Source organism: Novosphingobium mathurense (assembly GCF_900168325.1).
Taxonomy (GTDB): domain Bacteria; phylum Pseudomonadota; class Alphaproteobacteria; order Sphingomonadales; family Sphingomonadaceae; genus Novosphingobium; species Novosphingobium mathurense.
This window is the reverse complement of sequence record NZ_FVZE01000011.1, coordinates 1-21,102: the sequence shown is the minus strand read 5'-3', so window position 1 is coordinate 21,102 and position 21,102 is coordinate 1. Positions and strand designations below refer to the sequence as shown.

The window sequence follows — 21,102 nt, the reverse complement described above, 5'->3', positions numbered from 1 at the left end:
GTAATGTCCGGGACAGCCATCCAAGGATGGACGGGCATGGGTGAAACTGGCCGGGTAACCGGACGGGGAATCCCCTCTGCGCGGGTGAAGGGCGGCGCGCTTGCTGGGTCTTTCAACTTCATAACGGAGGTCTGCTGATGCAACCGCTCACCGTAGAGAAGAGACTGGACTCAATCATCGACCTGTCACGCCAGGGAAAGCGTATCAACGGTCTGTTCCGGCTGCTCGGCTGTTCGTCCCTCTGGGAACGGGCTTATGAGCAGGTCGCTCCCAACAAAGGAGCGCTCACGCCCGGCATTGATCCCGACAACACCCTAGACGGCTTTTCGCTCGAAAGGATGGAACGGATCATGGCCGCCGTGCTGGACGGCTCGTATCGCTTCTCTCCTGCCCGCAGGCAATACATCCCCAAACCCAATGGGAAGAAACGCCCGTTGGGCATTCCTACTGCCGACGACAAGCTGGTGCAGGCGGCGGTGAAGATTTTGCTCGAACATGTCTATGAGCCGGTCTTCGCCGATCAATCGCATGGCTTCCGCCGGGGGCGGTCATGTCACAGTGCTCTGACCGAAATCAGGCGCACATGGCATGGCGTGAAGTGGCTGATCGAGGTCGATATAGTCGGTTACTACGACAACATCGACCATGACATCCTGCTCAGTCTCCTACGCAGGCGCATCGACGATGATCGCCTGATACGATTGATTGGGCGGATGCTCAAGGCTGGCTACCTTGAAGACTGGACGTTCCACCGGACGTTCAGCGGCGCTCCGCAAGGCGGCGTGATCTCACCGATACTGGCTAACGTCTACCTTCACGAGCTCGACGAGTTCATGGCGGAGATGAAAGCGCGGTTCGATAAGGGGCAGACGAGACGGCGCAGCGATGCCTATCTCGAAATCTCCAAGCAGATCCAGATCAGACGCAGAAAGATCGAACGGCGGCGGGCCAATGGTCAAGAGGAGGAAATCCCGGCGCTTGTCGAAGAGATCAGGGAATGGGAGCGGCGACGACTCGAAGAGCCGGCTCTCGACCCGTTCGACCCCAACTACCGCAGACTCCGCTACTGCCGCTATGCCGACGACTTCGTTATCGGCGTGATCGGCAGCAAGGACGATGCCCGCGGCATCATGGCCGAAGTCAGAACCTATCTGGCCGAAACCCTGAAGCTGGAGGTGTCCGAGGAGAAAAGCGGGATCAGGAAGGCGGACGAGGGCGCTATGTTCCTCGGTTATCAGCTGAAGACATATGGTGAAGGGCAGACCAAACGCATGATCAAGGGCGGCCGTGCCGTCACCATGCGTCTGCCCGGCGACCGCATGCAACTTCACGTGCCGGTAGACAGGCTCGCCCGGTTTGCGGAACGCCAACGTCTCGGGAATATCTATATCAACCGGGGCGAGGCGCGCTGCGAACTGATCAACAACTCCGATGTCGCGATCTTGACCGGATATAATGCGATGATGCGAGGGCTGGCTGAGTATTACAAGCTCGGCACGCTCTGGAAAGATGAGGTCGGACGACTTCATCACCTCTGGTGGTGGAGCTTCATGAAGACCGTCTCGCGGAAGCATAAATGTTCGGTCAAGGTGACGGCAGAGAGGCTCCGAAACGGGGATCGCCTCGGACTGTGGTATGAGGGCCGCCATCAGCGGCGCTTCATGCCGATGTTCCGCCTCAAGGATGTTCGGCCAACACCGGCATCCGGGCATGTCGACCGCCAAACGTCACCGCATATCCACTTCGCAGGCCGGAACGACTTCGTCGATCGCCTGCGAGCGAGGGAATGTCAGGCGTGCGGCACCGAAGACGTGCCGGTGGAGGTGCATCACGTTCGAAAGATGAGTGATATGCAGGGAACCACCTTGTGGACCCGCGTCAAGGCAGCCCGAACGCGCAAGCGTGTGGTGCTCTGCCACGACTGCCATGTCGCGCATCATGCCGGACGGCTACAGGAACGACTGGATCGTACGGTGCAAGCGTAGAAGCCGGATGATGGGAAACTATCAAGTCCGGTTTCGTGGGAGGGGTAGAGGACAATCCCATCGGGAACCCTCGCCCCTACCCGACGGCGTCGAGGATTTCCAGGAAATCTCGATCCGCCATTCCAAGTATGCCGCGTCCCGTTTCGCCCATGAGGCGGCGCCGGCCCTGACGCGCTTTGCCGATTCATCGCCCATGCCCTTCGTCAACGGCATCAAGGCGGCTCGCGAAAGGATCGTAGCGCGCAGCGATGAAGACCGCGTCGATTTCCTGCGTAAGCGGGGCTTCTCGCGCGCCGACACCGCCAGGATCGTGGACACGGTTCTTGCCGAGGAAGGGCATCCGCCCACGAGCGTGTTCGACTTCGTCCAGGGCATCACCGCCCTCGCACGTCGCAAGACCAACCAGGATGCAAGGCTCGACCTCGAGGGCCGGGCCAAGAAGCTCTTCGATCGCGCTTCCTGACTTCGGGGGGCAACCGGAGGCGTCGATCGTGATGCCTCCGGCCGGGTCCGTTCCTCGCCCTCAGCTGTCGCTGCCTGGCGCCGTCCTCTCAGAGTCAGAGGGCGGTGCCCTCGTTCGTGACGGGTTGGAAAGCTGGGAGAGAGGCTCCCGGCTGCCCGTCGCGGAGTACATTTCCATGGCTACTGCTGCAAAGAAGATTACCCTGTCGACGTCGAGCGACATTCCCTTCAACAAGCTGATGCTGAGCCAATCGAATGTCCGGCGTATCAAGGCCGGTGTCTCGATCGAGGAACTGGCCGAGGACATCGTGCGTCGCGGCCTGCTCCAGGGCCTGAGCGTACGCCCTGTTACTGACGAGGCCGGTGCCGAAACCGGCATGTTCGAGATTCCGGCCGGCGGGCGCCGTTACCGCGCGCTCGAACTCCTGGTGAAGCAGAAGCGCCTTACCCGCACTGCGCCGGTGCCCTGCATCGTACGCGCAGAGGGACTTGCCGAGGAAGACTCGCTTGCTGAAAACGTGCAGCGCGCACCCTTGCATCCTCTCGACCAGTTCCGCGCGTTTCTGGCCCTACGCGAGAAGGGCCAGTCCGAAGAGGAAATCGCCGCGGCTTTCTTCGTTTCGGTCAATGTCGTCCGGCAGCGGTTAAAGCTCGCTTCGGTGTCGCCCCGTTTGCTCGAGGTCTATGCCGAGGACGGTCTGAACCTTGATCAACTCATGGCCTTTACGGTGTCGAGCGACCACGAGCGCCAGGAACAGGCCTATGAACGGTTAAATCGGGCCTACGACAAACACCCCCATACCATCCGGCGCCTGCTGACCGAGGAATCGGTTTGTGCATCGGATAAGCGCGTGCAGTTCATCGGCCTCGATCCCTATCTTGAAGCCGGCGGCACGATCATGCGCGACCTGTTTCAGGGCGACGATGGCGGGTGGCTGCAAGACGTCGCACTCGTCGACATGCTTGTGACCGAGCGTCTGAACGAGGAGGCTGCCGCCGTTGCTGCGGAAGGCTGGAAGTGGGTCGAGACGGCCCCCGACTTTCCCTACGGCCATACCTTTGGTCTGCGCCAATTGTTTGGTGAACCATCGCCTCTGACCGCAGAAGAGGAAACTTCCCGCGAGGCATTGCAGGCTGAATATGACCGACTGTCGGAGGAATATGCGAGCGCCGACGAGTTGAGCGATGATATCGACGCACGCTTCGCTGACCTCGAGACGGCCCTTGAAGCGTTCGAAGCCCGGCCCTTGCGTTTCGAACCCGACGACATGGCGCGGGCAGGGGCCTTCGTCAGCATTGCACCGGGCGGCGTGCTGCGTATCGAGCGGGGCTACGTGCGTCCCGAGGACGAACAGCCGCTCGAATGCCTCGGTGAACCGGAACGCAGCGATGCGATTGCCGCTGCCATGGGCGATGCTGGTGAGCCGTGTCTGACGGGGGAAGCCGGATCGCCGCAGTCCGAGGCGGTGGAGGACGAGGTCCTTTCCCCGATCTCCGATCGGCTCATGACTGAATTGTCGGCGCATCGTACACTGGCCCTGCGTCAGGCTCTTGGCGATGAGCCCGACATTGCCTTCCTCGCCGCGCTCCACGCCCTGACACTCCAGGTCTTCTACCATTACCGCACGGACAGTTGCCTGGACCTCGATCTCAAGAGCGTGAGTTTCGGGGCGCAGGCGGCGGGGCTCAATGACAGTGCCTGCGCGCAGGCAATCCGCACCCGCCATGACGATTGGGCCGCGTTGCTCCCCAAGGAATCCGCGGAACTGTGGGAGGCACTTGGCGATTGGGACGAGGCCCGGCGCCGGGCGCTCTTTGCGCATGTCGTCAGCATGTCGGTCAATGCCGTGCATGAAGCCTGGAACCGCAGACCGCGCGCACTCGCCCATGCCGACCAACTGGCCGCGACCGTGGCTCTCGACATGGTGCGTGCCGGATGGCGGCCCACCGTCAACCAGTTCCTTGGTCGGGTCACAAAGGCGCGAATCCTGCAGGCAGTCGCCGAAGGCAGGGGGCACGATGCCGCCGATCGCATTGCGCACCTCAAGAAAGGCGACATGGCCTCGCAGGCCGAAGAATTGTTGGCCGATACGGGCTGGCTACCCGAGCCACTTCGCACTCCGGGCGGCGCGTCGATCGCGTTCTCGCTGGCCGATTCCACCGACGGCGAGGCCGCAGGCGAAGAAACGCAAGCGTCCGGCGGTGAAAAGGATATCGGAGAATCTGCCCTGGTCCCCGACAATGATGCCGACGCGCAGGTAATCGCAGTCGAATAGGCACCGGCAACAACGCGACTGGCCCGCCCAACCGGCATCACCCGCGAAGCGCTGCTTCGCCTGCGTGCCGACGGCGGGCCCTTTGCATGAAGGACCATCATGATCGAGACAGCACAAGACCTGGCGCGCGCCCTTGCCGACCGGGCCGAACTGGTATGCCGGCATTACCTTTCCCACGGCACACGGCAGGGCAACTACTGGCAGGTGGGCGATGTACGCAATACCGCTGGGCGCTCGATGTACGTGCGCCTCAGGGACACGGCCAAGGGTGTCGCCGGAAAGTGGACCGATGCGGCGACGGGCGAGCACGGCGATCTGCTCGACGTGATCCGCGAGACATGCGGATTGGTCGAGTTCGGGGACGTGACGGATGAGGCACGCCGCTTTCTTCGCTTGCCACCTGAAGAGCCCCAAGCCTCGCCCCGCCGGCAGGCCAGATCCAATGCATCCTCCGGAAAACGAAATGCGGCCCGCCGCCTGTTTGCCATGGGCGCACCGATCGAGGGCACGCTTGCTCAATCTTACTTGCAGGGCCGTGGCATCACTTCGCCAATCCCGGCCGAGGCCCTGCGTTTCCATCCCCACTGTTACTACCGGACTTATGAAGATTGCCCGACGGAGCACTGGCCTGCCATGCTTGCGGCGGTCACCGACCGGAACGGCAAGATTACCGGCATTCATCGCACCTGGCTCGATCCTGACGGTTTCAACGAGGAAACACTCGGCAAGGCGCCTGTTGCAACCTCGCGCCGGGCGCTCGGCGATCTGCTTGGGAACGCTGTGCGCTTTGGCAAAGCAGGGCCGGTCATGGCTGCTGGCGAGGGCATTGAGACCGTCCTGTCGCTTCGCTCTGCTCTGCCGACCATGCCCATGCTGGCCGCACTCTCCGCCGCCCACCTTGCCGCGATTGCATTTCCAGCATCCTTGCGCAGGCTCTATGTCGCACAAGACGTCGATCCGGCAGGCGAAGGCGTGCTCGCGGCACTCAAGGACAGGGGGGAACAGGCCGGCATTGAGGTTATCGCGCTGCAGCCCGCATTGGACGACTTCAACGACGACTTGCGGCATCGCGGCATCGACGCGGTCCGCGAGTGTCTGCGTGTATCTATGACGACTCAAGATGCAGCACTCTTCCTGGCACCCTCTGCGTAGGGACAAGGACGATCGTGATAGGCTTTATCGGCCATCGTCTCGCAGGATAGTCTCCTTCTCAGCAAAGCCGCGCCCTGGCCTTCGAGAGGGCGATCGGCCGTCAGGCCGCCCGGCCGGGCAACCTTTGCGGCGACTATTTTCCGGCGCGCTACCTATCGGAGCGCTTTGCCATCGCGAACCAAAATAGTCGCCGCCCTCGGTCCTTCGCTTGTCGCTTCGGCCCATCGCTGCCGCGCCGGGTGCCAGCCCGCTCGTCCCGACGGCTTTGGTCGCCACGAAGGCCGCGCGGGGCGCGGCATGAGGCGATGGAGCATCCCGTGAGGCAATCGAACGAGCTTGAGCATACCAGTACATCCTGCCCGACCGATCACGTACTGACCGAACTGCAATTGCACGGCTATCGTCCCTTCGAGGACGAACCGGACCCCAGACCCCTTCCCGACGGCAACATGCTGGCCGGTGCGATCGCCGACATCTTCGATGCCTTGATCGCTACCCTCGACGACACGCGCATGGAACCCGATCTCAATGACCTGCTCTGGTCCACCGCGAACGTCTTCCATCGCGCCGCCGAACGCGCCAACCGCGAACTCGACGATAACGAACAGGCGCAGCGCCGTTCGCAGCGTGAACAGGACGGTAGCGAGGTGCGATCCGTCGAACTGGAGCGGCTGATCGCACAGGGCCGCACGCTGGTGGAACGGCAGGATGCCTTCGAACTCATGCGCGATCAGGCGGGCGAGCATTACGAGCGCCGCGCAGGAAAGGCATGGCTTCCTCGCAGCGGTTCCCGTGTCAATCACCGCAATCTCACCTCGGCGATGATCGACAGCCGCGACTTTATCGCGGCTCGCAAGCGTGCGCAGAACCACGTGCTGTTGCCCGAAGGTCCAAAGATTGCCTGTACCGGTGGCCTGGAGTTCAACGACCACAAGCTGATCTGGGCCAAGCTCGACCAGGTTCACGCCAAGCATCCCGACATGGTTCTGATGCATGGCAAGTCCCCGAAAGGCGCAGAAAAGATTGCTTCGCGCTGGGCCGATCACCGCGGCGTTCCGCAGATCGGGTTTGCACCGGACTGGGCCAGGCACGGACGCGCAGCACCCTTCAGGCGCAATGATCAGATGCTCGAAGTCGTGCCCGTGGGCGTTCTTGCCTTTCCGGGCACAGGCATTCAGGACAACCTTGCAGACAAGGCGAAGAAGCTCGGCATCCCGGTTTGGCGGTGCGGGAAAGGGTGATGTTTCAAGCTGCTGGTCCCATGGAGGGGAGCCACCCCTTTCGGCCGCTCAGATACGTTTTCTCGCTCCCGAGCGTAGGCTTTCTGCACGCGCACCTTGCTGATGGCATACTTCTGAGCAAGCTGCCCGAAGGTCGCCCCATCCATTACGGCAACATAGATTGCCGCGTTGCGCTGCTGCTCCGGGCTCGAACCGCTCCGTTTCATCGATTCACTCCAAGCGTCAGGGGGCCCAGGGTTCCACGCCAGTTACCTATCGTAATTATGCTACCTTGGAACTGAAGGCCATCTGGCGATTCTCGCTGCAAACAGACCGGCTGATAGGGCGATGGGAAGGTTGCCCCTCCCCAGGGGAACCAATTTTCGTTGCGTTTATTTCGAATATGAGGTATTGATCGCTCTACCACGGAGAGTTCCCATGACATTGCCTGCGCATTCAGAGCCGTTCGGCGGCCATATGCCGTCGGCTGATGACCGCCAGATCGCTAACCAGCTTCGTCGCATGCTTGCTGCCCAAAAGTCGGGCGAAGCAACCTTGCGTCTCCGGGTGCCGGAATCGAAGAAGCCGGTCGAAATTACTCTCACTCCCGCCATGTCTGACCTGTTTCTTGAATTGCTACGTTATATCGGCAGCGGCAGTGCAGTAACACTCGTGCCGATCCAGGAAATGCTGACGACCCAGCAAGCTGCAGACCTCCTCAATGTGTCACGTCCCTATCTGATCAAGCTGCTTGAGCAGGAGGCAATGCCCCACACTCTGGTAGGGCGACATCGCCGTATCCGGGCCGATGACGTGTTCCGCTACAAGGCGCAACGCGATGATGAACGTTCGCGCGCCCTCGACGAACTCATCAGCGGCGATGCCGACTTGGTCTGACCCAGTGTTCGCAATCCGCTACACTGCCCTAATTGATGCCTGTACGCTCGTCAGTGTCTGGCGGCGCAATTTGCTGCTGTCGCTTGCCGAAGCCGAATTTTTTCCGCATTCGCTGGTCAGTGCCTATTCTTAACGAGACTAAAGCAGCTCTGATCAAGAGGGCCTGCGAGCGCGATTTCGATGATCCTGAGGCACGAGGGGCGCGAGCGATAATGGCCATGCAGACGGCCTTCCCAGAAGCAATGGTCGAAGATTTTGAGCTGATTGTTAGCGCGCAGTTTGGCTTACCCGATCCTGATGACGAACACGTCATCGCCGCTGCCGTCAAAACGCAAGCCCAAGCCCTCGTTACCGAGAATCTAAAGGATCTCCCGGCTGACATCCTCGGCAAACTCAACATTGAGGCACGAACTGCCGATGACTTCATTGCTGACACGATTGCCCTTGATGAGGGGCGGGCGATCGCTGCAATCCGTAAAATGCGCGAGCGCCTGAAGCGACCTGAAATGTCACCTGAAGAATTTTTACGAGCCATGGAAGCTAACGGCCTGCTCGAACAGCTTCGGTCCTCGCTTCCCACCTCAGCTCAATCTGAAGGCTCGCTTCCAACATCTCCGACCCTTCCCGGTCATTCAAGCGCGTATTTACGTTCCTCTAGAGCGGGCCAGCAGCTTTCTCTTGCCGTATGCGGAAGCTGGGCCGGTAGGCGCTGCGCAGTAGGTCTGAATTCGTGGCAGCTTACCCGTGGCAGAAGGATTCTGGCTCCCCACCGAAACGGGGAGCCAATAAATGTTAGATCTCCGTGCCCTCTGCCAGAACCAAGGCGTCTTCTACATCGACCCCAAGGTATCTGACTGTACTTTCAATTTTCGTATGGCCGAGCAGGATCTGGACCGCCCGGAGATTGCCTGTGGCCTTGTAGATGATGGATGCCTTGGCCCTCCGCAGGGCAACAATCCCGGTCACCCATTCATTAAAGAGACGGGCATACTGCCGCGTGCTGATGTGGGCCGTATGGTTCGTGCGACTGGGAAAGACAAAATCTTCCAGAGAGCCACTCCGAAGCTCAAGCCATTTGAGAAGGCTTGCGCGAGCATCATCCATCAACTCGAACTGAACGGGCCGCCCGGTCTTTTGCTGAACCACGGTAGCCCGGTTTCGAATCTTCCGATCACAGACGATATCGCCGATCTTCATCTTCACCAGGTCGCAACCGCGCAGCTTGCTGTCGATCGCGAGATCGAAGAGGGCGCGATCCCGAATGCGTCGATTCTGGTCGAGAAAGAAACGCACCGCCCCTATCTGGCGCGGTTTGAGCGCGCGCTTTGGCCCCACTTTGCGCCCGGCGTTCCACGAAACGCGTGCGGGAATGGCGGGATCGAATTCTGATAATCCCATGACACATCTCCTATGGCCATGATGGCCATAGCTAGAATGCATCAGCGCAGTTCGATCCATCTTGACGATGGAGCCTGTCTCATCGGCTGTCCTATAGAACTGCCACTGGCCCTGAATTGTCCGGTGGTGGACTTGGCTTAGCGCAGCAGTTCGCTCACGAGCGAAGGCTTCTTGGCGATCATTGCCAGTAGAACCTGAGCAGGCCCTGTGGGGCGGCGGCGGCCCTGTTCCCAGTTTAGCAACGTCCCCTTCGCCACGCCGATGCTGCGCGCGAACGCGCCTTGAGACAGGCCGGTACTGGCGCGGATCGCAGCGACATCCACGGTAGGAACTTCTACCTGATGGACGACCGCTCCGGTGTCCTTGCCTTCAGCAAAGGCCAGGGCTTCGGTCAGCCCCTGCTTGATACTTTCAAAGGCACTCATGAACGATCTCCATAATGCGCAAGTAGCAGTTTCCCGAGCGCGATGAGCTCTGCTTGTTCCGCCTTGCTGAGATTATCCTTCTCATTCTTGGCGAACACGGTGACGAGAAAGATTGGCATCTGCATGCCGCCAAATACATGGACGGTTCGATACCCACCGCTTTTTCCGCCTCCTTCACGTGCAATCCGCACTTTGCGCAGCCCGCCTCGCAGCGAAACGCCTGCCTCTGGATTGGCGGCGAGGTAATCCACCACCGCGGCACGTTCCTCGTAGGACATGATCGCCTTGGCCCGTCGTAGAAACTCGGACAGTTCCACTACGGTCTGCAAACTCGTCATATACCCAAATTATACGCCATTGGCGTATAAGTCAATGGCGTATAAGGTGCTCCGCTAGGTACGCGTAGATTGCCGTCAAAGACGGCGGTGCCGTCGTGAGAGCAAGAGAACTCCGAAAAGGCAGCGTCTCCCGTGTTATTCAAAGATGTCACGTAGCGAATCAAACCGCGAGACGTAACAGTCTTCATGCGCGAAAGTGATTAACCCTCGCCGCGGCAACGGCGAGGGTCATTCAAAGGCAAAAAGCCTATGTCGTTTGGTTTGACGCGTTTGCCGGACAAGGAACCTGCCTTCCAGGCAATCTTCCGAACATTTCGACCAACTTAAGCCGTTCCGGTGAGGCCTTAGGAATGTCAGCTACACATCATAGCCGGTCATCGTAGGTCCATACAGCGGTCTCGCAGTATGCCGGCATGGTCATCATCGCCGACGACACCGAGGCGGCGGCGTGGCGGATCGAGCGCGTGCACTGGAACGATCCGGCGATCGGCGTTATGCGCCAAGCCGATGCAGGCTACGAAATCGCCATCGCGTGTGCGCGTAAAAATGGCTCGACCTGCCTGGACTGTGAGCGGCGCGGCGCCTGCCACGCGGTTTCACCGCGCGGGGGAGACGGCGCTCGCGAGCGCTGCGAGCGCTTGCCGCACGGCGAGCAGGGACTGGCCCGCGACCATTCCGCGCCAATCGTCGCGATCGACGTAGAAGGCCTCGGTGATCTGGCGCTTGATCGCGCCGGCTTGCGGCCCACTCGGATCCGAGTAGGCGTGGAGCCATGCGTCTGACCTCAGCGCCTCGAGTACGTCATCGAGGGGTTGCGTGCCGAATTCGAGCGCCATGGCCGTGACTTGCGCGCCCGGCAGCAGCGCCGGCGCGGCGCTGAGGCCGTCGCCGGCGATCTTGGCCGAGGCCGATGTGCCGTCGGCGACCGAAGCGAGGGCCGCGCCGTACCAGGCATGCGCGCGCCGGAAGTCCGCGCTCGACCGGGGGTGCGTGTTGATCTGCTCGCCATAGCCTTCGGGGCCGAGGCCGGTGTGATAGTCGATGATACCCACCGTGCCCGCGCCGCGAAGATACTCGGATACGATCGATTCCTGCGCGCGACGCGACCAGGTCGGCGCGGTGCCGCCGTAGAAAATGCCTTCGGGATGAGCGTATTGCCCGCCGCTCAGCGCCCGAACGAGTTCGATCTGGCCATGCTTCTCGCCATAAGCGTCGAGGGCGGCCGCGCTCTGGCTCAGTGCGGCGGGGGTCCTGGCGCGCGGAACGATGGCCCCGGCGAGTTCGTCGTAGCCGGGATTGCGCGGGAGCGGGGCGGCGAAATCGATCCAGTTGCGGTTGAGATCGACGTTTTCGTGCGTGACGCGGCGGCGCCAGGCGAAGCCGTAGGGGTTGATCGCATGGACCATGACCACGCCGATCCCTGCCGGCAGGCGTTGCATTTCGCCGCGGCGCAGCAGGTCGATCTGCGCGCCCGATCCGCAGAAGCCCTCGACGCCGTGGGTGCCCGAGATTAGCAGTAGCCGCGCGGGCGCGTCACGGTCTCCGAAGCAGGCGATGTCGGTGCTGAGCGTGCAGCCGTCGGGTCCGGTTTCGGGATGAGCGAGCGTGTCGAGCGTGCCGCCAGCGCGTTTCGCGTGCTCGCGAAAGCGAGCGCGGGCGCCCTGATAATCGGCGCTGAAGCTATGTGCGGTGGTCATCGCCCGATGCTAGCCAAGCACGCCAGGGTGCGCCCTTGCGCAGCGCCGAAACTTCTATGCGCGGCTCAGAAGTATTGGGTCCGTGCTTCGGTCGGCGAGACGCCGAAGGTGCGCTTGAAGGCGGTCGCGAAATTGCTGCTGTGCTCGTATCCCGCATCGAAGGCGATTTCGGTGATCGAGGCATCGCTCGTGCGCAGGCGGCGCAGCGCCTCGTCCATGCGCAGGCGATGGCGGTAGCCTGAGATGGTGGAGCCGGTCACCTTTTTGAAGCTCTCCATCATCTGCGTCTCGTTCCAGGCGAGCATGCGGCACAGCTCGCCGACGCTGTGGCCGTTTGCCCCCTCGCTGTCGAGAATGGCGACGAGATCGCCGACGCGGCGCTGGGTCCGCGCCGAGATCCCGTCCGCGCTGGGCGGGATGTCGCACACTTCGGTGAAGGCATGGCACAAGAGCTCGATCGCCTTGGCCTCAATCATGAGATCGCCGAGCGCGCCCTCGGGCTGGCCGAGCAGTTCCTCGGCCATGCGGCGAAGCTTCGCCGGCAGCGGCGCGCCGCGATGCTCGAAGCGGGGCGAGCGACCGGCGATGAAATCGCCGATCCCTTCGGGCAGGCTGCCCGTAGTCCCCTCGAACATCGCACGCAGGAATTCGCGTTCGCAGATGAGCGTGATCGAGCGTTCGCGGGTCATGCGGCCCACCCGCTCGACCTTCATCGAGTGCGGCGGCAGGACGAGGTAGCTCAGCTGGTCCTTGCGGACAACCGATTGGAGGCCCTCGTCGTTGCCGACCATGCTCGCACCGTCGAGCTTGACGTGAAACTTGAGAGCGTCGGCGCAGCGGTGGCGATAGAGCTGCTCCGCGCCGTACCTGGTGTCGTTTAGCACCAGCGAGAAGCCGGGGCGGATCGTCAGCCCGCGCATCCAGCCGGCCACGCCTTCGCTACGGCTACGCAGGCGCGGCGTTCCCTGAAGTCTCGCAGAGGCATTGGCTGGCCATTCGAACTGAACATCGAGCGCTTCGATCACCGGCCGCAAGGTGGGATCGAGGGAGGCAATTCGCTGCTGCTCGGCTGTTCCCATCAATGATTTGCTCCATGCCGCGATGCCGAAGCATACACCATCAGCTGACCAATTCAAGCGACTTGAGCCGGCTATAGGCCCGCAGCCCTTCGATGCCGCCTTCGACGCCGAATCCCGATGCGCCCCAGGGTTCGGCGCCGAGCGCGAAGCCGCTGTGGTCGGAGGCGGCGGCGCTGGCGCGAAGCGTGACCCTGCCGGCGCGGATCGCCTTGGCGGCGGCATGGGTGCGGCGCGCGTCGCGCGTCCAGACCGTCGCGGCGAGGCCGTAATGGGTCGCATTGGCGAGCGCCATCGCCTCGTCGAAGTCGCTGAAGCGCAGGACCGAGAGGACCGGGCCGAAGACCTCGTCCTGCGCGATGCCCATCTCACGCGAGATGCCGGTAAAGACCGTCGGCGCGACGTAGCAGCCGGTTTCGGGCAGGGTCCGTTCGGGCGTGAGGCATTCGCCGCCTTCCGCGCGCGCGGCGGCGATGAAACCCGTCACCCGGTTCGCCTGGGTGGCGCTCGCGAGCGGTCCGAAGTTGCTCGCCGGATCGAGCGGATCGGCGGGCACGAGCGTCGCGCTCGCCGCCAGCACCGCGTCCATCAGCGTGTCGTGGAACGAGTCCTCGACGATCAGCCGCGACTTCGCCGCGCACCACTGGCCCTGGTTCCAGAACGCGTCCTGGACGACGCGCGCGGCGACCGCCTCGATATCGTCGGCCATGTCGGCGCACAGCACTTGCGGCGACTTGCCGCCGCACTCGAGCATGAGCGGCTTGCCGTTGGATTCGCCGGCCATGACCATCAGCCGCCGGCCGGTCGCGGTCGAGCCGGTGAAGCTCAGGAGGTCGATGTCGCGGTGGCGGCCCATCGCCTCGCCAACGGTGGTGCCGAGCCCGGCGAGCACGCTGAACACGCCCGCGGGGATGCCCGCCTCGGCGCCGAGCTCGGCAAGGCGCAGCGCCGAGAAGCTCGCCAGTTCCGAAGGCTTGAGCACGACCGAATTGCCCGCCGCGAGCGCCGGGGCGGCCTTGACCGCGGCGTTGACCAGCGGGAAGTTCCAGGGAACGATCGCGCCGATCACACCGCGCGGTTCGAGCAGGCTCATCCCGATCGTGTCGCTGGCCGAGGGGTTGGTGGCGCCGTAGATCTTGTCGGTCGCCTCGCCGTAGTAGCGGAAAAAACCGGTGGCGAAGGCGATCTCGGCACGTGCGGCGGCGATTGGCTTGCCCATCTCGAGCGTATCGAGCAGCGCCAGTTCGTCGGCATCGCGCTCGATCAGCTCGGCGAGCCGCAGCAGCACGGCCTTGCGGTGGAGCGGCGTGACGCGCGACCAGACGCCTTGCTCGAAGCTGCGCCGCGCCGCCGCGACGGCAACATCGACGTCGGCCGCCGTGCCCTGCGGCAAGTCGCCGAGGACGGCCATGGTCGCCGGATCGATCGTCTCGAACCGGTCCTGGCCGGTCGATGCAAGATGGCGGCCGTCCACGAAGTGCTCTCGCGGCAGGCTGAGGGCGGCGGCCTTGGCGCGCCAATCGATTGAATTACTTGTGCTATTCATGCGATGCCCCCATGCGGTCGATACAGCTTGCGATTTTCGAGAGATGCCCGCGATGGGCGCGGTGTGCTTATGGCTCGGCCCGAAGAACCTTTGCGGCGACGCGATTTTCGGTGCTGCGCAAACAAAAACCATGGCGGCAAAGAGGACGACCGCCACCGAAGCGTCATGATGAGATCGATCGATCGCGCCGCCGAACGGCGCGCGTCACAGTTTCGAATGGGGGTTTGAAATGTCGTCCTGCCGTATCTCCACCGCCGCCGCGCGTCTTCGCCTTGCCGCGCTTTGCGGTTCGTCCCTCGGCCTCGCGGTGCTGCCCGCCTTCGCGCCGGCAGCGCTCGCGCAGGACCAGGGCTGGGCGGGCGGCGACGACATCGTCGTCACCGCCCGCAAGACCAGCGAGCGGCTTCAGGACGTGCCGATCTCGGTCAATGCGGTGAGCGCCGACCAGTTGCGCGACCGCGGCGCGGTCGACGTCAAGGACGTGCTGCGCGTGGTGCCGGGCTTCTCGTTCTCGGGCGTCGAGCGCGGTCTCGGCAACTACAATATCCGCGGCGTCAGCACTGTCGCCTCCTCGCCGACGGTGGGCATCTACCTCGACGACATCTCGCTGGTAACGATCGCCACGACCTTCAGCGGCGCTTTCGATCCGGTGTTCTTCGACGTCGAACGTCTCGAAGTGCTCAAGGGGCCCCAGGGCACGCTCTACGGTGGCAGCTCGATGGGCGGCGCGATCAAGTACGTGAGCGCCAAGCCGGACTTGACGCGGATCGGCGGAAGCACGGCGGCGGGGCTCGCCTTCACCGCGCACGGCGATCCGTCCTACACCGCCGAGGGGGTGATCAACCTGCCGATCGTCGAGGACCACCTCGCGATCCGCGGCGGGCTCTTCTACCGCCATGACGGCGGCTACATCGACAATGTCGCGGGGCTCGACGTCCAGAACTCGAACTATTCGAGCGCGGCTTCGCCGGACTACGTGCCGCTCGCCCAGCCCTCGCTCAGCACGCGCGACAAGGATGACCAGAACAGCGCCAACACCTATGTCGGGCGTCTCTCGCTGCTGTGGCAGCCCGACCCGAGCTGGTCGATCACGCCCGCGCTGTTCTACCAGGACTATCGCCTGCGCAATCCGAGCCAGTTCTTCGTCAACACGCCCGATCTGACCAGCTCCTACCGGCTGGCGCAGCCGACCAAGGACCAGGCCGGGATCTACAGCATCAACGTCGAGAAGGAGCTCCCCGGGGTTCGCCTCACCTCGCTGACCGCCTATTTCGACCGCAAGCTGCGCTACGAGCGGGACTACAGCTTCTTCATCGGCGGACTGGTGCCGCCGCTCTTCGCGCTCGACAGCTACAATCTCTCGCTGAGCCGGACCAAGACCTTCAGCCAGGAACTGCGGATCGCCTCGGACACCGGACCGGGCGCGCGCTTCACCTGGGTCGCGGGGCTGTTCTACTCGCACCAGAAGGACAACCTCTACCAGATCGTGACCACGCCGGGCGCGACCCCGGTGATCGGCACCGAGACCGGTTACCTCGGCGATACGACCACCGTCACCGACCAGTACGCCGCCTTCGGGGAGGCCAACTACGAGGTGATCGACGGCCTCACGCTGACCGCCGGCGTGCGCCTCTTCCAGATCAAGCAGGAGCTCGACCTGCTTGGCGACGGGCCGTTCAACGGCGGCCTCACCGTCGTCGAGGACCGCCGCAGCAACGAAAAGGGGGTTAATCCCAAGTTGGGCGTTTCCTACGAGGTCGACCGGGACCACCTCGTCTACGCCTCGGCGGCGAAGGGTTTCCGCCCGGGCGGCCCGAACCGCTTCAAGATCAACGAGGAGCTGTGCTCGGCGGACCTTTCGCGCCTGGGCCTCAGTTCGGCACCCGATGCCTTCGAATCGGACAACCTGTGGAGCTACGAGCTCGGCACCAAGAACCAGTTCGCGGGCAACAAGGTGATGCTGAACGGCGCGCTGTTCTACACCGACTGGAAGAAGATCCAGCAGCAGATCAACCTCACCAACTGCGGCTTCGCCTTTACCGGCAACGCCGGCAGCGCCGAGATCAAGGGCGCCGAGATCGAGGCGCGCTTCAACCTTTCGGACGCCTTCCATGTCGGCGGCACCGCGACCTACACCGATGCCAAGATCGTCAGCGCGGCGCCCGGCACCGCGGCGCAGGACGGCGACACGGTCCAGGCCGTGCCCAAGTGGATGTTGAGCGCTTACGCCGCCGAGACCCTGCCCGTCGCCGATCGCTGGGAGCTGCAGCTTCGCGCCGAATACCAGTACCAGGGCCGCGCGCGGCGCCAGTTCGGCCAGGTCCAGGCGGTGACGTTCTCCGACGGGGTCGCGGGCACCGTGCCCAACCTCGCCGAGTTCCGCGAGAGCTACCAGGTGGTCAACGCCTTCGCCTCGCTCGGCGACGGCGACACCACCGTGCGGCTCTACGTCAACAACCTGTTTGACGTGAGCCCCTTCATCGATACCGATTTGGGTGCCGGCTCCGATCGCTCGACCACGATCCGGCCGCGCACCGTCGGCGTCGAAGTCCGCCGCCAGTTCTGAGGCGAAACGGAAGGTCCCCGCAGCATGCCCACGCGTCTTTCGCCCGCTTCGATCCGTTCCATGGCGCGGTTGCGTCTCGCGCTTGCCGCGGGTCTGCTGTCGCTCGCCGCGCTCGCCGGCTGTTCGTCGAGCGGGGGCAGCGAGGGCGCCGTGCCCGATTGGGCGCGCGAGACCGAGCACTACTATCTGGCCGGCGACGTCACCGCCGACAACGTCGACAAGCTCGGCCTGGCTTGGGAGTTCGACGATTTCGTGGTGCGCGGGCGCACCCATCGCGGGGTCGAGGCGACGCCGCTCGTGGTTGACGGGGTGATGTATCTTTCCGGTCCCTGGAGCGTCGTCTACGCGCTCGATGCCAAGAGCGGCAAGGAGCTGTGGCGCTACGATCCGCAAGTCGATGGCACTTTCGCCCGACGGACCTGCTGCGGCGTGGTCAATCGCGGCGTGGCGGTGGAGAGCGGCAAGGTCTACATCGCCACGCTCGACGGCTACCTCGCCGCGCTCGACGCCAAGGACGGCAAGCCCTTGTGGAAGGTTGATACGATCACCGACCGCAAGATGAGCTATGCTATCACCGGCGCGCCGCGCGTCGCGGGCGATGTCGTGGTGATCGGCAACGGCGGCGCCGAAATGGGCGTGCGCGGCTATGTCAGCGCCTATGACCGCAAGACCGGCAAGCTCGCCTGGCGGTTCTGGGTCGTGCCCGGCGATCCGGCGAACGGCGACGAGAGCCCGGACGTCACCCTGGCGCGCCAGACCTGGGACCCCAAGTCGCGCTGGGACTTGGGCGGCGGCGGCACCGCGTGGGATTCGATCGTCTACGATCCCGAGACCGCGACGGTCTTCGTGGGCACCGGCAACGGCATGCCGCACCCGGTCTGGGTGCGCAGCCCGGCGGGCGGCGACAACCTCTACCTCTCCTCGATCGTCGCGCTCGACGCGCGGACCGGGCGTCGCAAGTGGCACTACCAGACGACCCCGGCCGACAGCTGGGACTTCACCGCCACGCAGAACATGATCCTGACCGACCTCGAGATCGACGGAAAGCCGCGCAAGGTGCTGATGCAGGCGCCGAAGAACGGGTTCTTCTACGTTCTCGACCGGAGCACCGGAGAGCTGCTCTCGGCCGAGAAGTACACGACCGTGACCTGGGCCGATCGCGTCGATCTCAAGACCGGGCGGCCCGTGATGACGGCGCAGGGCGACTACTCGAAGGAAACCAAGCTCGTCTGGCCCTCCGAGGCGGGCGGGCACAACTGGCCGCCGATGGCCTATAGCGAGGAGACCGGGCTGGTCTATATTCCGGTGCTCGAGGCGCCGATGACCTTCGCGGTCCATCCCCAGCCCAAGCGGCCCTACAGCAACCTGCAGTCCTCCGTCGCGGCCTTCCCGGCCTTCGGTGCCTTCGGCGCGCACGAGGATGCCGCGCAGTCCAAGGTGCTCGAGGGGCAGCCCAAGCCCACTTTCCAGGGCGTGCTCAAGGCCTGGGACCCGGTCGCGGGCAAGACGGTCTGGACCTCCGATCCGATCCCCTTCTGGAGCGGCGGCGCGATGGCGACCGCGGGCGGGCTCGTCATGCAGGGCACCGCCGACGGATTCCTCGACGTCTACGACGCACGCAGCGGCAAGCGGCTGCGGCGAGTCAATATCGGCACCGGGGTGATGGCCGCGCCGATGACCTATACGATCGACGGGGTGCAGTACGTGGCAGTCATGGCGGGCTTCGGCGGGGCGCTCAACGTCGCCTATCCGACCGGCGCCGTCGCGGCCGAGCGCGAGAACTACGAGCGGCTGGTGGTGCTCAAGCTCGATGGCGCGGCAATCGCCCTGCCGCCCGAGCGGGTCGAGCAGCCCTACCTGCCGGCGCCGGCGAAATTCCGCGGCCCGGCGGCGGCGGTGGCGCGCGGCGCGGCGCTCTACGGACAGAACTGCGCGCGCTGCCACGGCGGTCCGACGGGTCTGGGCGGCTACCCCAACTTGTGGAAAATCGCGCCCGAGGTACACGATGCCTTCGACCAGATCGTGCGCGAGGGGATCTTCGCCGATGCTGGCATGGCCTCGTTCGCCGACGTCCTGAGCGCGCAGGATGTTAAGGACATCCACGCTTATCTGGCCGAGCCGCGCGAGGACGCACCGCAGCGAAGCGGCGGGCGGCTGCACTGATCGGGACGGCGGCTTCGGCCCGCCGGGCAAACAGGGGAATTGCGATGAAGAAGATCGTGCTCGCGGTGTTGGCGGCGTGGTGCGCGCTCGATGCGGGCGCGGCCGCCGCGCGCGACGTGGTCGTCCACGCCGGGCACCTGATCGACGGCACGGGCGCGGCGCCGCGATCGCAAGTCTCGATCCTCATCACCGACGATCGCATCACCGCGATCGAGCCGGGCTACGTCAGCCCGGCAGACGCAGAGATCGTCGATCTAACCGGCGCGACCGTCCTGCCGGGCCTGATCGACTGCCACGTCCATATCCTCAGCACGTTCCACAAGGGCGATCCGGTGCGCAATGCGGTGACGCGCACCTCCTACGACGATCTGGTCGATGGCGTGAACGATGTGCGCGCGAGCCTGCTCGCGGGCTTCACCTCGCTGCGCAGCCTGGGCGACGATACCCGCGCGGTTGCCGCGCTTCGCCGCAACGTCGCCGCAGGCGTGGTGCCCGGACCGCGTCTGTGGGTCTCGGGTGCGGCGCTCGGGCCGACCGCCGGGCACAGCGACCATGCCAACGGTCTCGACCCCGCACTCTCGCACCCGGAGTGGGCCGAGGGCGTGATCGACAACCCCGAGGAGGCGCGACGAGCCGTGCGGCTGCACCACCGCGAGGGCGCCAATGTCATCAAGATCATGCCGTCGGGCGGGGTGATGTCGATCGGCGACAATCCGCGCCTCCAACTCATGGCCGATGACGAGATCGCCGCGGTGGTGGCCGCCGCCCATGCGCTCGACATGAAGGTCGCGGCGCACGCGCACGGCAAGGCGGCGATCGACCGCGCCGTCGCCCTCGGCGTCGATTCGATCGAGCACGGGACTTATGCCGACGCGGAGAGTTTCGCCCTGATGAAGCGGCACGGGACGTATCTCGTGCCGACGATGCTGGTCGCCGAGCGTGTCTACGAGCGCGCGAAGACGCATCCCGAACAGCTCAATCCCTCGACCGCCGAAAAGGCGCTCGAGGTCGCGCCGCGGATCCGCAACAACTTGCGCAACGCCTACCGCGCCGGCGTCAAGATCGCCTTCGGGACCGACACTTTCGGTCTTTCCGCGCATGGCGAGAATGCGCAGGAATTCGCGCTGCTCGTCGGCGCGGGGCTGACGCCGATGGAAGCGATCCTCACCGCCACCCGCAACGCCGCCGACCTCATCGGCGCCAGCCAGGATATCGGCTCGGTCCAGGCGGGACGCTACGCCGATCTCATCGCCGTCGACGGCGATCCCGTGGCCGACGTGCGCGTCCTGGAAGACGTGTCGTTCGTGATGAAAGGCGGGATCGTGGTGAAACGGGACGGTCGGTCGCGCCTGTGATCGGGCGAAGGATCATTCGCCGCCACGCCCACCGCCATGAGGATCCTGCGGGCGCGCAGGCGCGACCGGGTCCTGACGAACGCGACCACCTAGGCTCAGCCGCGCCTGCGCCCAAGCGGCGGTCCGATAAAATGCTTTCCTCCCCGGGCGCAGTGTCCGCCAGACCTGCGCGCCGGCCATGGCCGCCACATCGCGGCCGAACCCGCGCGCTCGGCAAGGGAATTTCCGCTCACTTGCCCTAAGAACCAAAAGCGCAACGACCGCGACCAACCTATCTGTTGTCGCACCCTGATGGCCGGTCGGGGAAGCACAGAACGTCCGCTTCTGGCGAGAGCCGACGTTCGACACGCCACGTTCAAAGGGCAGGAATGTTGTCTAATTGATTTCTGCATTGGTCTTCCTTTTGCCCGTTCGCCAATGGTTGTCTTCGAGGTCATCGGACAGCTGAAGTGTACGCATCCGATAGCGGCCGCCTTGCCCGGACGTTGACCTAGTCGGAGTTAGCGCGAGTGCAAACGTCGTGTTTTGCACTGGAGTTAGCGAGGA

General features: G+C 64.1%; 15 protein-coding genes and 2 pseudogenes. 11 read left to right on the top strand and 6 right to left on the bottom strand.

The features are described 5' to 3' along the window. The first annotated feature begins 137 nt into the window (after positions 1–137). The 7 genes and pseudogenes from B5483_RS20430 to B5483_RS23575 all read left to right on the top strand — a co-directional run bounded on the left by B5483_RS20430 (position 138) and on the right by B5483_RS23575 (position 8,846). The gene (locus B5483_RS20430) at positions 138–1,985 is read left to right on the top strand and encodes a reverse transcriptase/maturase family protein (protein WP_079731772.1); all 1,848 of its coding nucleotides are present in this window, start codon (positions 138–140) and stop codon (positions 1,983–1,985) included. 85 nt (positions 1,986–2,070) lie between these two features. Further along, positions 2,071–2,448, top strand: a pseudogene (locus tag B5483_RS20425) (hypothetical protein); the annotation flags it as partial. Between the two features lie 175 nt (positions 2,449–2,623). Further along, positions 2,624–4,723 (top strand): ParB/RepB/Spo0J family partition protein, encoded by a 2,100-nt coding sequence (locus B5483_RS20420; RefSeq protein WP_079731771.1) that lies wholly within the window; start codon positions 2,624–2,626, stop codon positions 4,721–4,723. A gap of 99 nt (positions 4,724–4,822) precedes the next feature. After that, positions 4,823–5,875, top strand: coding sequence for a DUF7146 domain-containing protein (locus B5483_RS20415; RefSeq protein ID WP_079731770.1), 1,053 nt, complete (start codon positions 4,823–4,825; stop codon positions 5,873–5,875). Between the two features lie 317 nt (positions 5,876–6,192). Next, on the top strand, positions 6,193–7,116 hold the full coding sequence (locus tag B5483_RS20410; RefSeq protein ID WP_245829443.1) for a DUF2493 domain-containing protein: 924 nt from the start codon (positions 6,193–6,195) through the stop codon (positions 7,114–7,116). Positions 7,117–7,533: 417 nt separating this feature from the next. Next, on the top strand, positions 7,534–7,992 hold the full coding sequence (locus B5483_RS20400; RefSeq protein ID WP_079731767.1) for a helix-turn-helix domain-containing protein: 459 nt from the start codon (positions 7,534–7,536) through the stop codon (positions 7,990–7,992). Between the two features lie 119 nt (positions 7,993–8,111). Beyond that, positions 8,112–8,846, top strand: coding sequence for a PIN domain-containing protein (locus tag B5483_RS23575; protein WP_245829441.1), 735 nt, complete (start codon positions 8,112–8,114; stop codon positions 8,844–8,846). Here B5483_RS23575 and B5483_RS20390 read toward each other — a convergent pair. The 3 genes from B5483_RS20390 to B5483_RS20380 all read right to left on the bottom strand — a co-directional run bounded on the left by B5483_RS20390 (position 8,785) and on the right by B5483_RS20380 (position 10,153). Next, the gene (locus tag B5483_RS20390; protein ID WP_079731766.1) at positions 8,785–9,390 is read right to left on the bottom strand and encodes a tyrosine-type recombinase/integrase; all 606 of its coding nucleotides are present in this window, start codon (positions 9,388–9,390) and stop codon (positions 8,785–8,787) included. The genes B5483_RS23575 and B5483_RS20390 overlap by 62 nt on opposite strands. A 137-nt stretch (positions 9,391–9,527) precedes the next feature. Further along, positions 9,528–9,815, bottom strand: a complete 288-nt coding sequence (locus tag B5483_RS20385) for a helix-turn-helix domain-containing protein (RefSeq protein ID WP_079731765.1) — start codon at positions 9,813–9,815, stop codon at positions 9,528–9,530. After that, positions 9,812–10,153, bottom strand: a complete 342-nt coding sequence (locus B5483_RS20380; RefSeq protein ID WP_079731764.1) for a type II toxin-antitoxin system RelE/ParE family toxin — start codon at positions 10,151–10,153, stop codon at positions 9,812–9,814. Before B5483_RS20380 ends, B5483_RS20385 begins: the two co-directional genes overlap by 4 nt. 398 nt (positions 10,154–10,551) lie before the next feature. Between B5483_RS20380 and B5483_RS22985 the strand changes: the two are divergent. Next, positions 10,552–10,724: pseudogene (locus tag B5483_RS22985) on the top strand (urocanate hydratase); the annotation flags it as partial. Positions 10,725–10,749: 25 nt separating this feature from the next. Here the strand turns inward: B5483_RS22985 and B5483_RS20375 are convergent. From B5483_RS20375 to B5483_RS20365, 3 genes are all read right to left on the bottom strand, one after another. Beyond that, positions 10,750–11,850: a M14 family metallopeptidase gene (locus B5483_RS20375; protein ID WP_079731763.1), complete on the bottom strand. Its 1,101-nt coding sequence runs from the start codon at positions 11,848–11,850 to the stop codon at positions 10,750–10,752. Positions 11,851–11,915: 65 nt separating this feature from the next. Continuing rightward, positions 11,916–12,929: a helix-turn-helix transcriptional regulator gene (locus B5483_RS20370; protein ID WP_079731762.1), complete on the bottom strand. Its 1,014-nt coding sequence runs from the start codon at positions 12,927–12,929 to the stop codon at positions 11,916–11,918. A 40-nt stretch (positions 12,930–12,969) separates the two neighbouring features. After that, positions 12,970–14,472 (bottom strand): aldehyde dehydrogenase family protein, encoded by a 1,503-nt coding sequence (locus B5483_RS20365; protein WP_176168143.1) that lies wholly within the window; start codon positions 14,470–14,472, stop codon positions 12,970–12,972. A gap of 229 nt (positions 14,473–14,701) precedes the next feature. Here B5483_RS20365 and B5483_RS20360 point away from each other — a divergent pair, with 229 nt between their 5' ends. Genes B5483_RS20360 through B5483_RS20350 form a run of 3 tightly spaced genes read left to right on the top strand, consistent with a single transcriptional unit; the run spans position 14,702 to position 20,556 of the window. After that, positions 14,702–17,038 carry a TonB-dependent receptor gene (locus B5483_RS20360; RefSeq protein ID WP_079731760.1) on the top strand — a complete coding sequence of 779 codons (2,337 nt, stop codon included), beginning with the start codon at positions 14,702–14,704 and terminating at the stop codon, positions 17,036–17,038. Positions 17,039–17,098: 60 nt separating this feature from the next. Further along, a complete protein-coding gene (locus B5483_RS20355; protein WP_245829439.1) occupies positions 17,099–19,201 on the top strand; it encodes a PQQ-dependent dehydrogenase, methanol/ethanol family in 2,103 nt (700 codons plus the stop codon). A gap of 44 nt (positions 19,202–19,245) precedes the next feature. Then, positions 19,246–20,556, top strand: coding sequence for a metal-dependent hydrolase family protein (locus tag B5483_RS20350; protein ID WP_079731759.1), 1,311 nt, complete (start codon positions 19,246–19,248; stop codon positions 20,554–20,556). Positions 20,557–21,102 lie beyond the last annotated feature (546 nt).

What these genes read in the sequence shown, in the direction of transcription:
- B5483_RS20430 (WP_079731772.1), top strand. Translation starts at nt 138, where the DNA reads ATGCAACCGCTCACCGTAGAGAAGAGACTGGACTCAATCATCGACCTG.
- B5483_RS20420 (WP_079731771.1), top strand. Translation starts at nt 2,624, where the DNA reads ATGGCTACTGCTGCAAAGAAGATTACCCTGTCGACGTCGAGCGACATT.
- B5483_RS20415 (WP_079731770.1), top strand. Translation starts at nt 4,823, where the DNA reads ATGATCGAGACAGCACAAGACCTGGCGCGCGCCCTTGCCGACCGGGCC.
- B5483_RS20400 (WP_079731767.1), top strand. Translation starts at nt 7,534, where the DNA reads ATGACATTGCCTGCGCATTCAGAGCCGTTCGGCGGCCATATGCCGTCG.
- B5483_RS20390 (WP_079731766.1), bottom strand. Translation starts at nt 9,390, where the DNA reads ATGGGATTATCAGAATTCGATCCCGCCATTCCCGCACGCGTTTCGTGG.
- B5483_RS20385 (WP_079731765.1), bottom strand. Translation starts at nt 9,815, where the DNA reads ATGAGTGCCTTTGAAAGTATCAAGCAGGGGCTGACCGAAGCCCTGGCC.
- B5483_RS20380 (WP_079731764.1), bottom strand. Translation starts at nt 10,153, where the DNA reads ATGACGAGTTTGCAGACCGTAGTGGAACTGTCCGAGTTTCTACGACGG.
- B5483_RS20375 (WP_079731763.1), bottom strand. Translation starts at nt 11,850, where the DNA reads ATGACCACCGCACATAGCTTCAGCGCCGATTATCAGGGCGCCCGCGCT.
- B5483_RS20370 (WP_079731762.1), bottom strand. Translation starts at nt 12,929, where the DNA reads ATGGGAACAGCCGAGCAGCAGCGAATTGCCTCCCTCGATCCCACCTTG.
- B5483_RS20365 (WP_176168143.1), bottom strand. Translation starts at nt 14,472, where the DNA reads ATGAATAGCACAAGTAATTCAATCGATTGGCGCGCCAAGGCCGCCGCC.
- B5483_RS20360 (WP_079731760.1), top strand. Translation starts at nt 14,702, where the DNA reads ATGTCGTCCTGCCGTATCTCCACCGCCGCCGCGCGTCTTCGCCTTGCC.
- B5483_RS20355 (WP_245829439.1), top strand. Translation starts at nt 17,099, where the DNA reads ATGGCGCGGTTGCGTCTCGCGCTTGCCGCGGGTCTGCTGTCGCTCGCC.
- B5483_RS20350 (WP_079731759.1), top strand. Translation starts at nt 19,246, where the DNA reads ATGAAGAAGATCGTGCTCGCGGTGTTGGCGGCGTGGTGCGCGCTCGAT.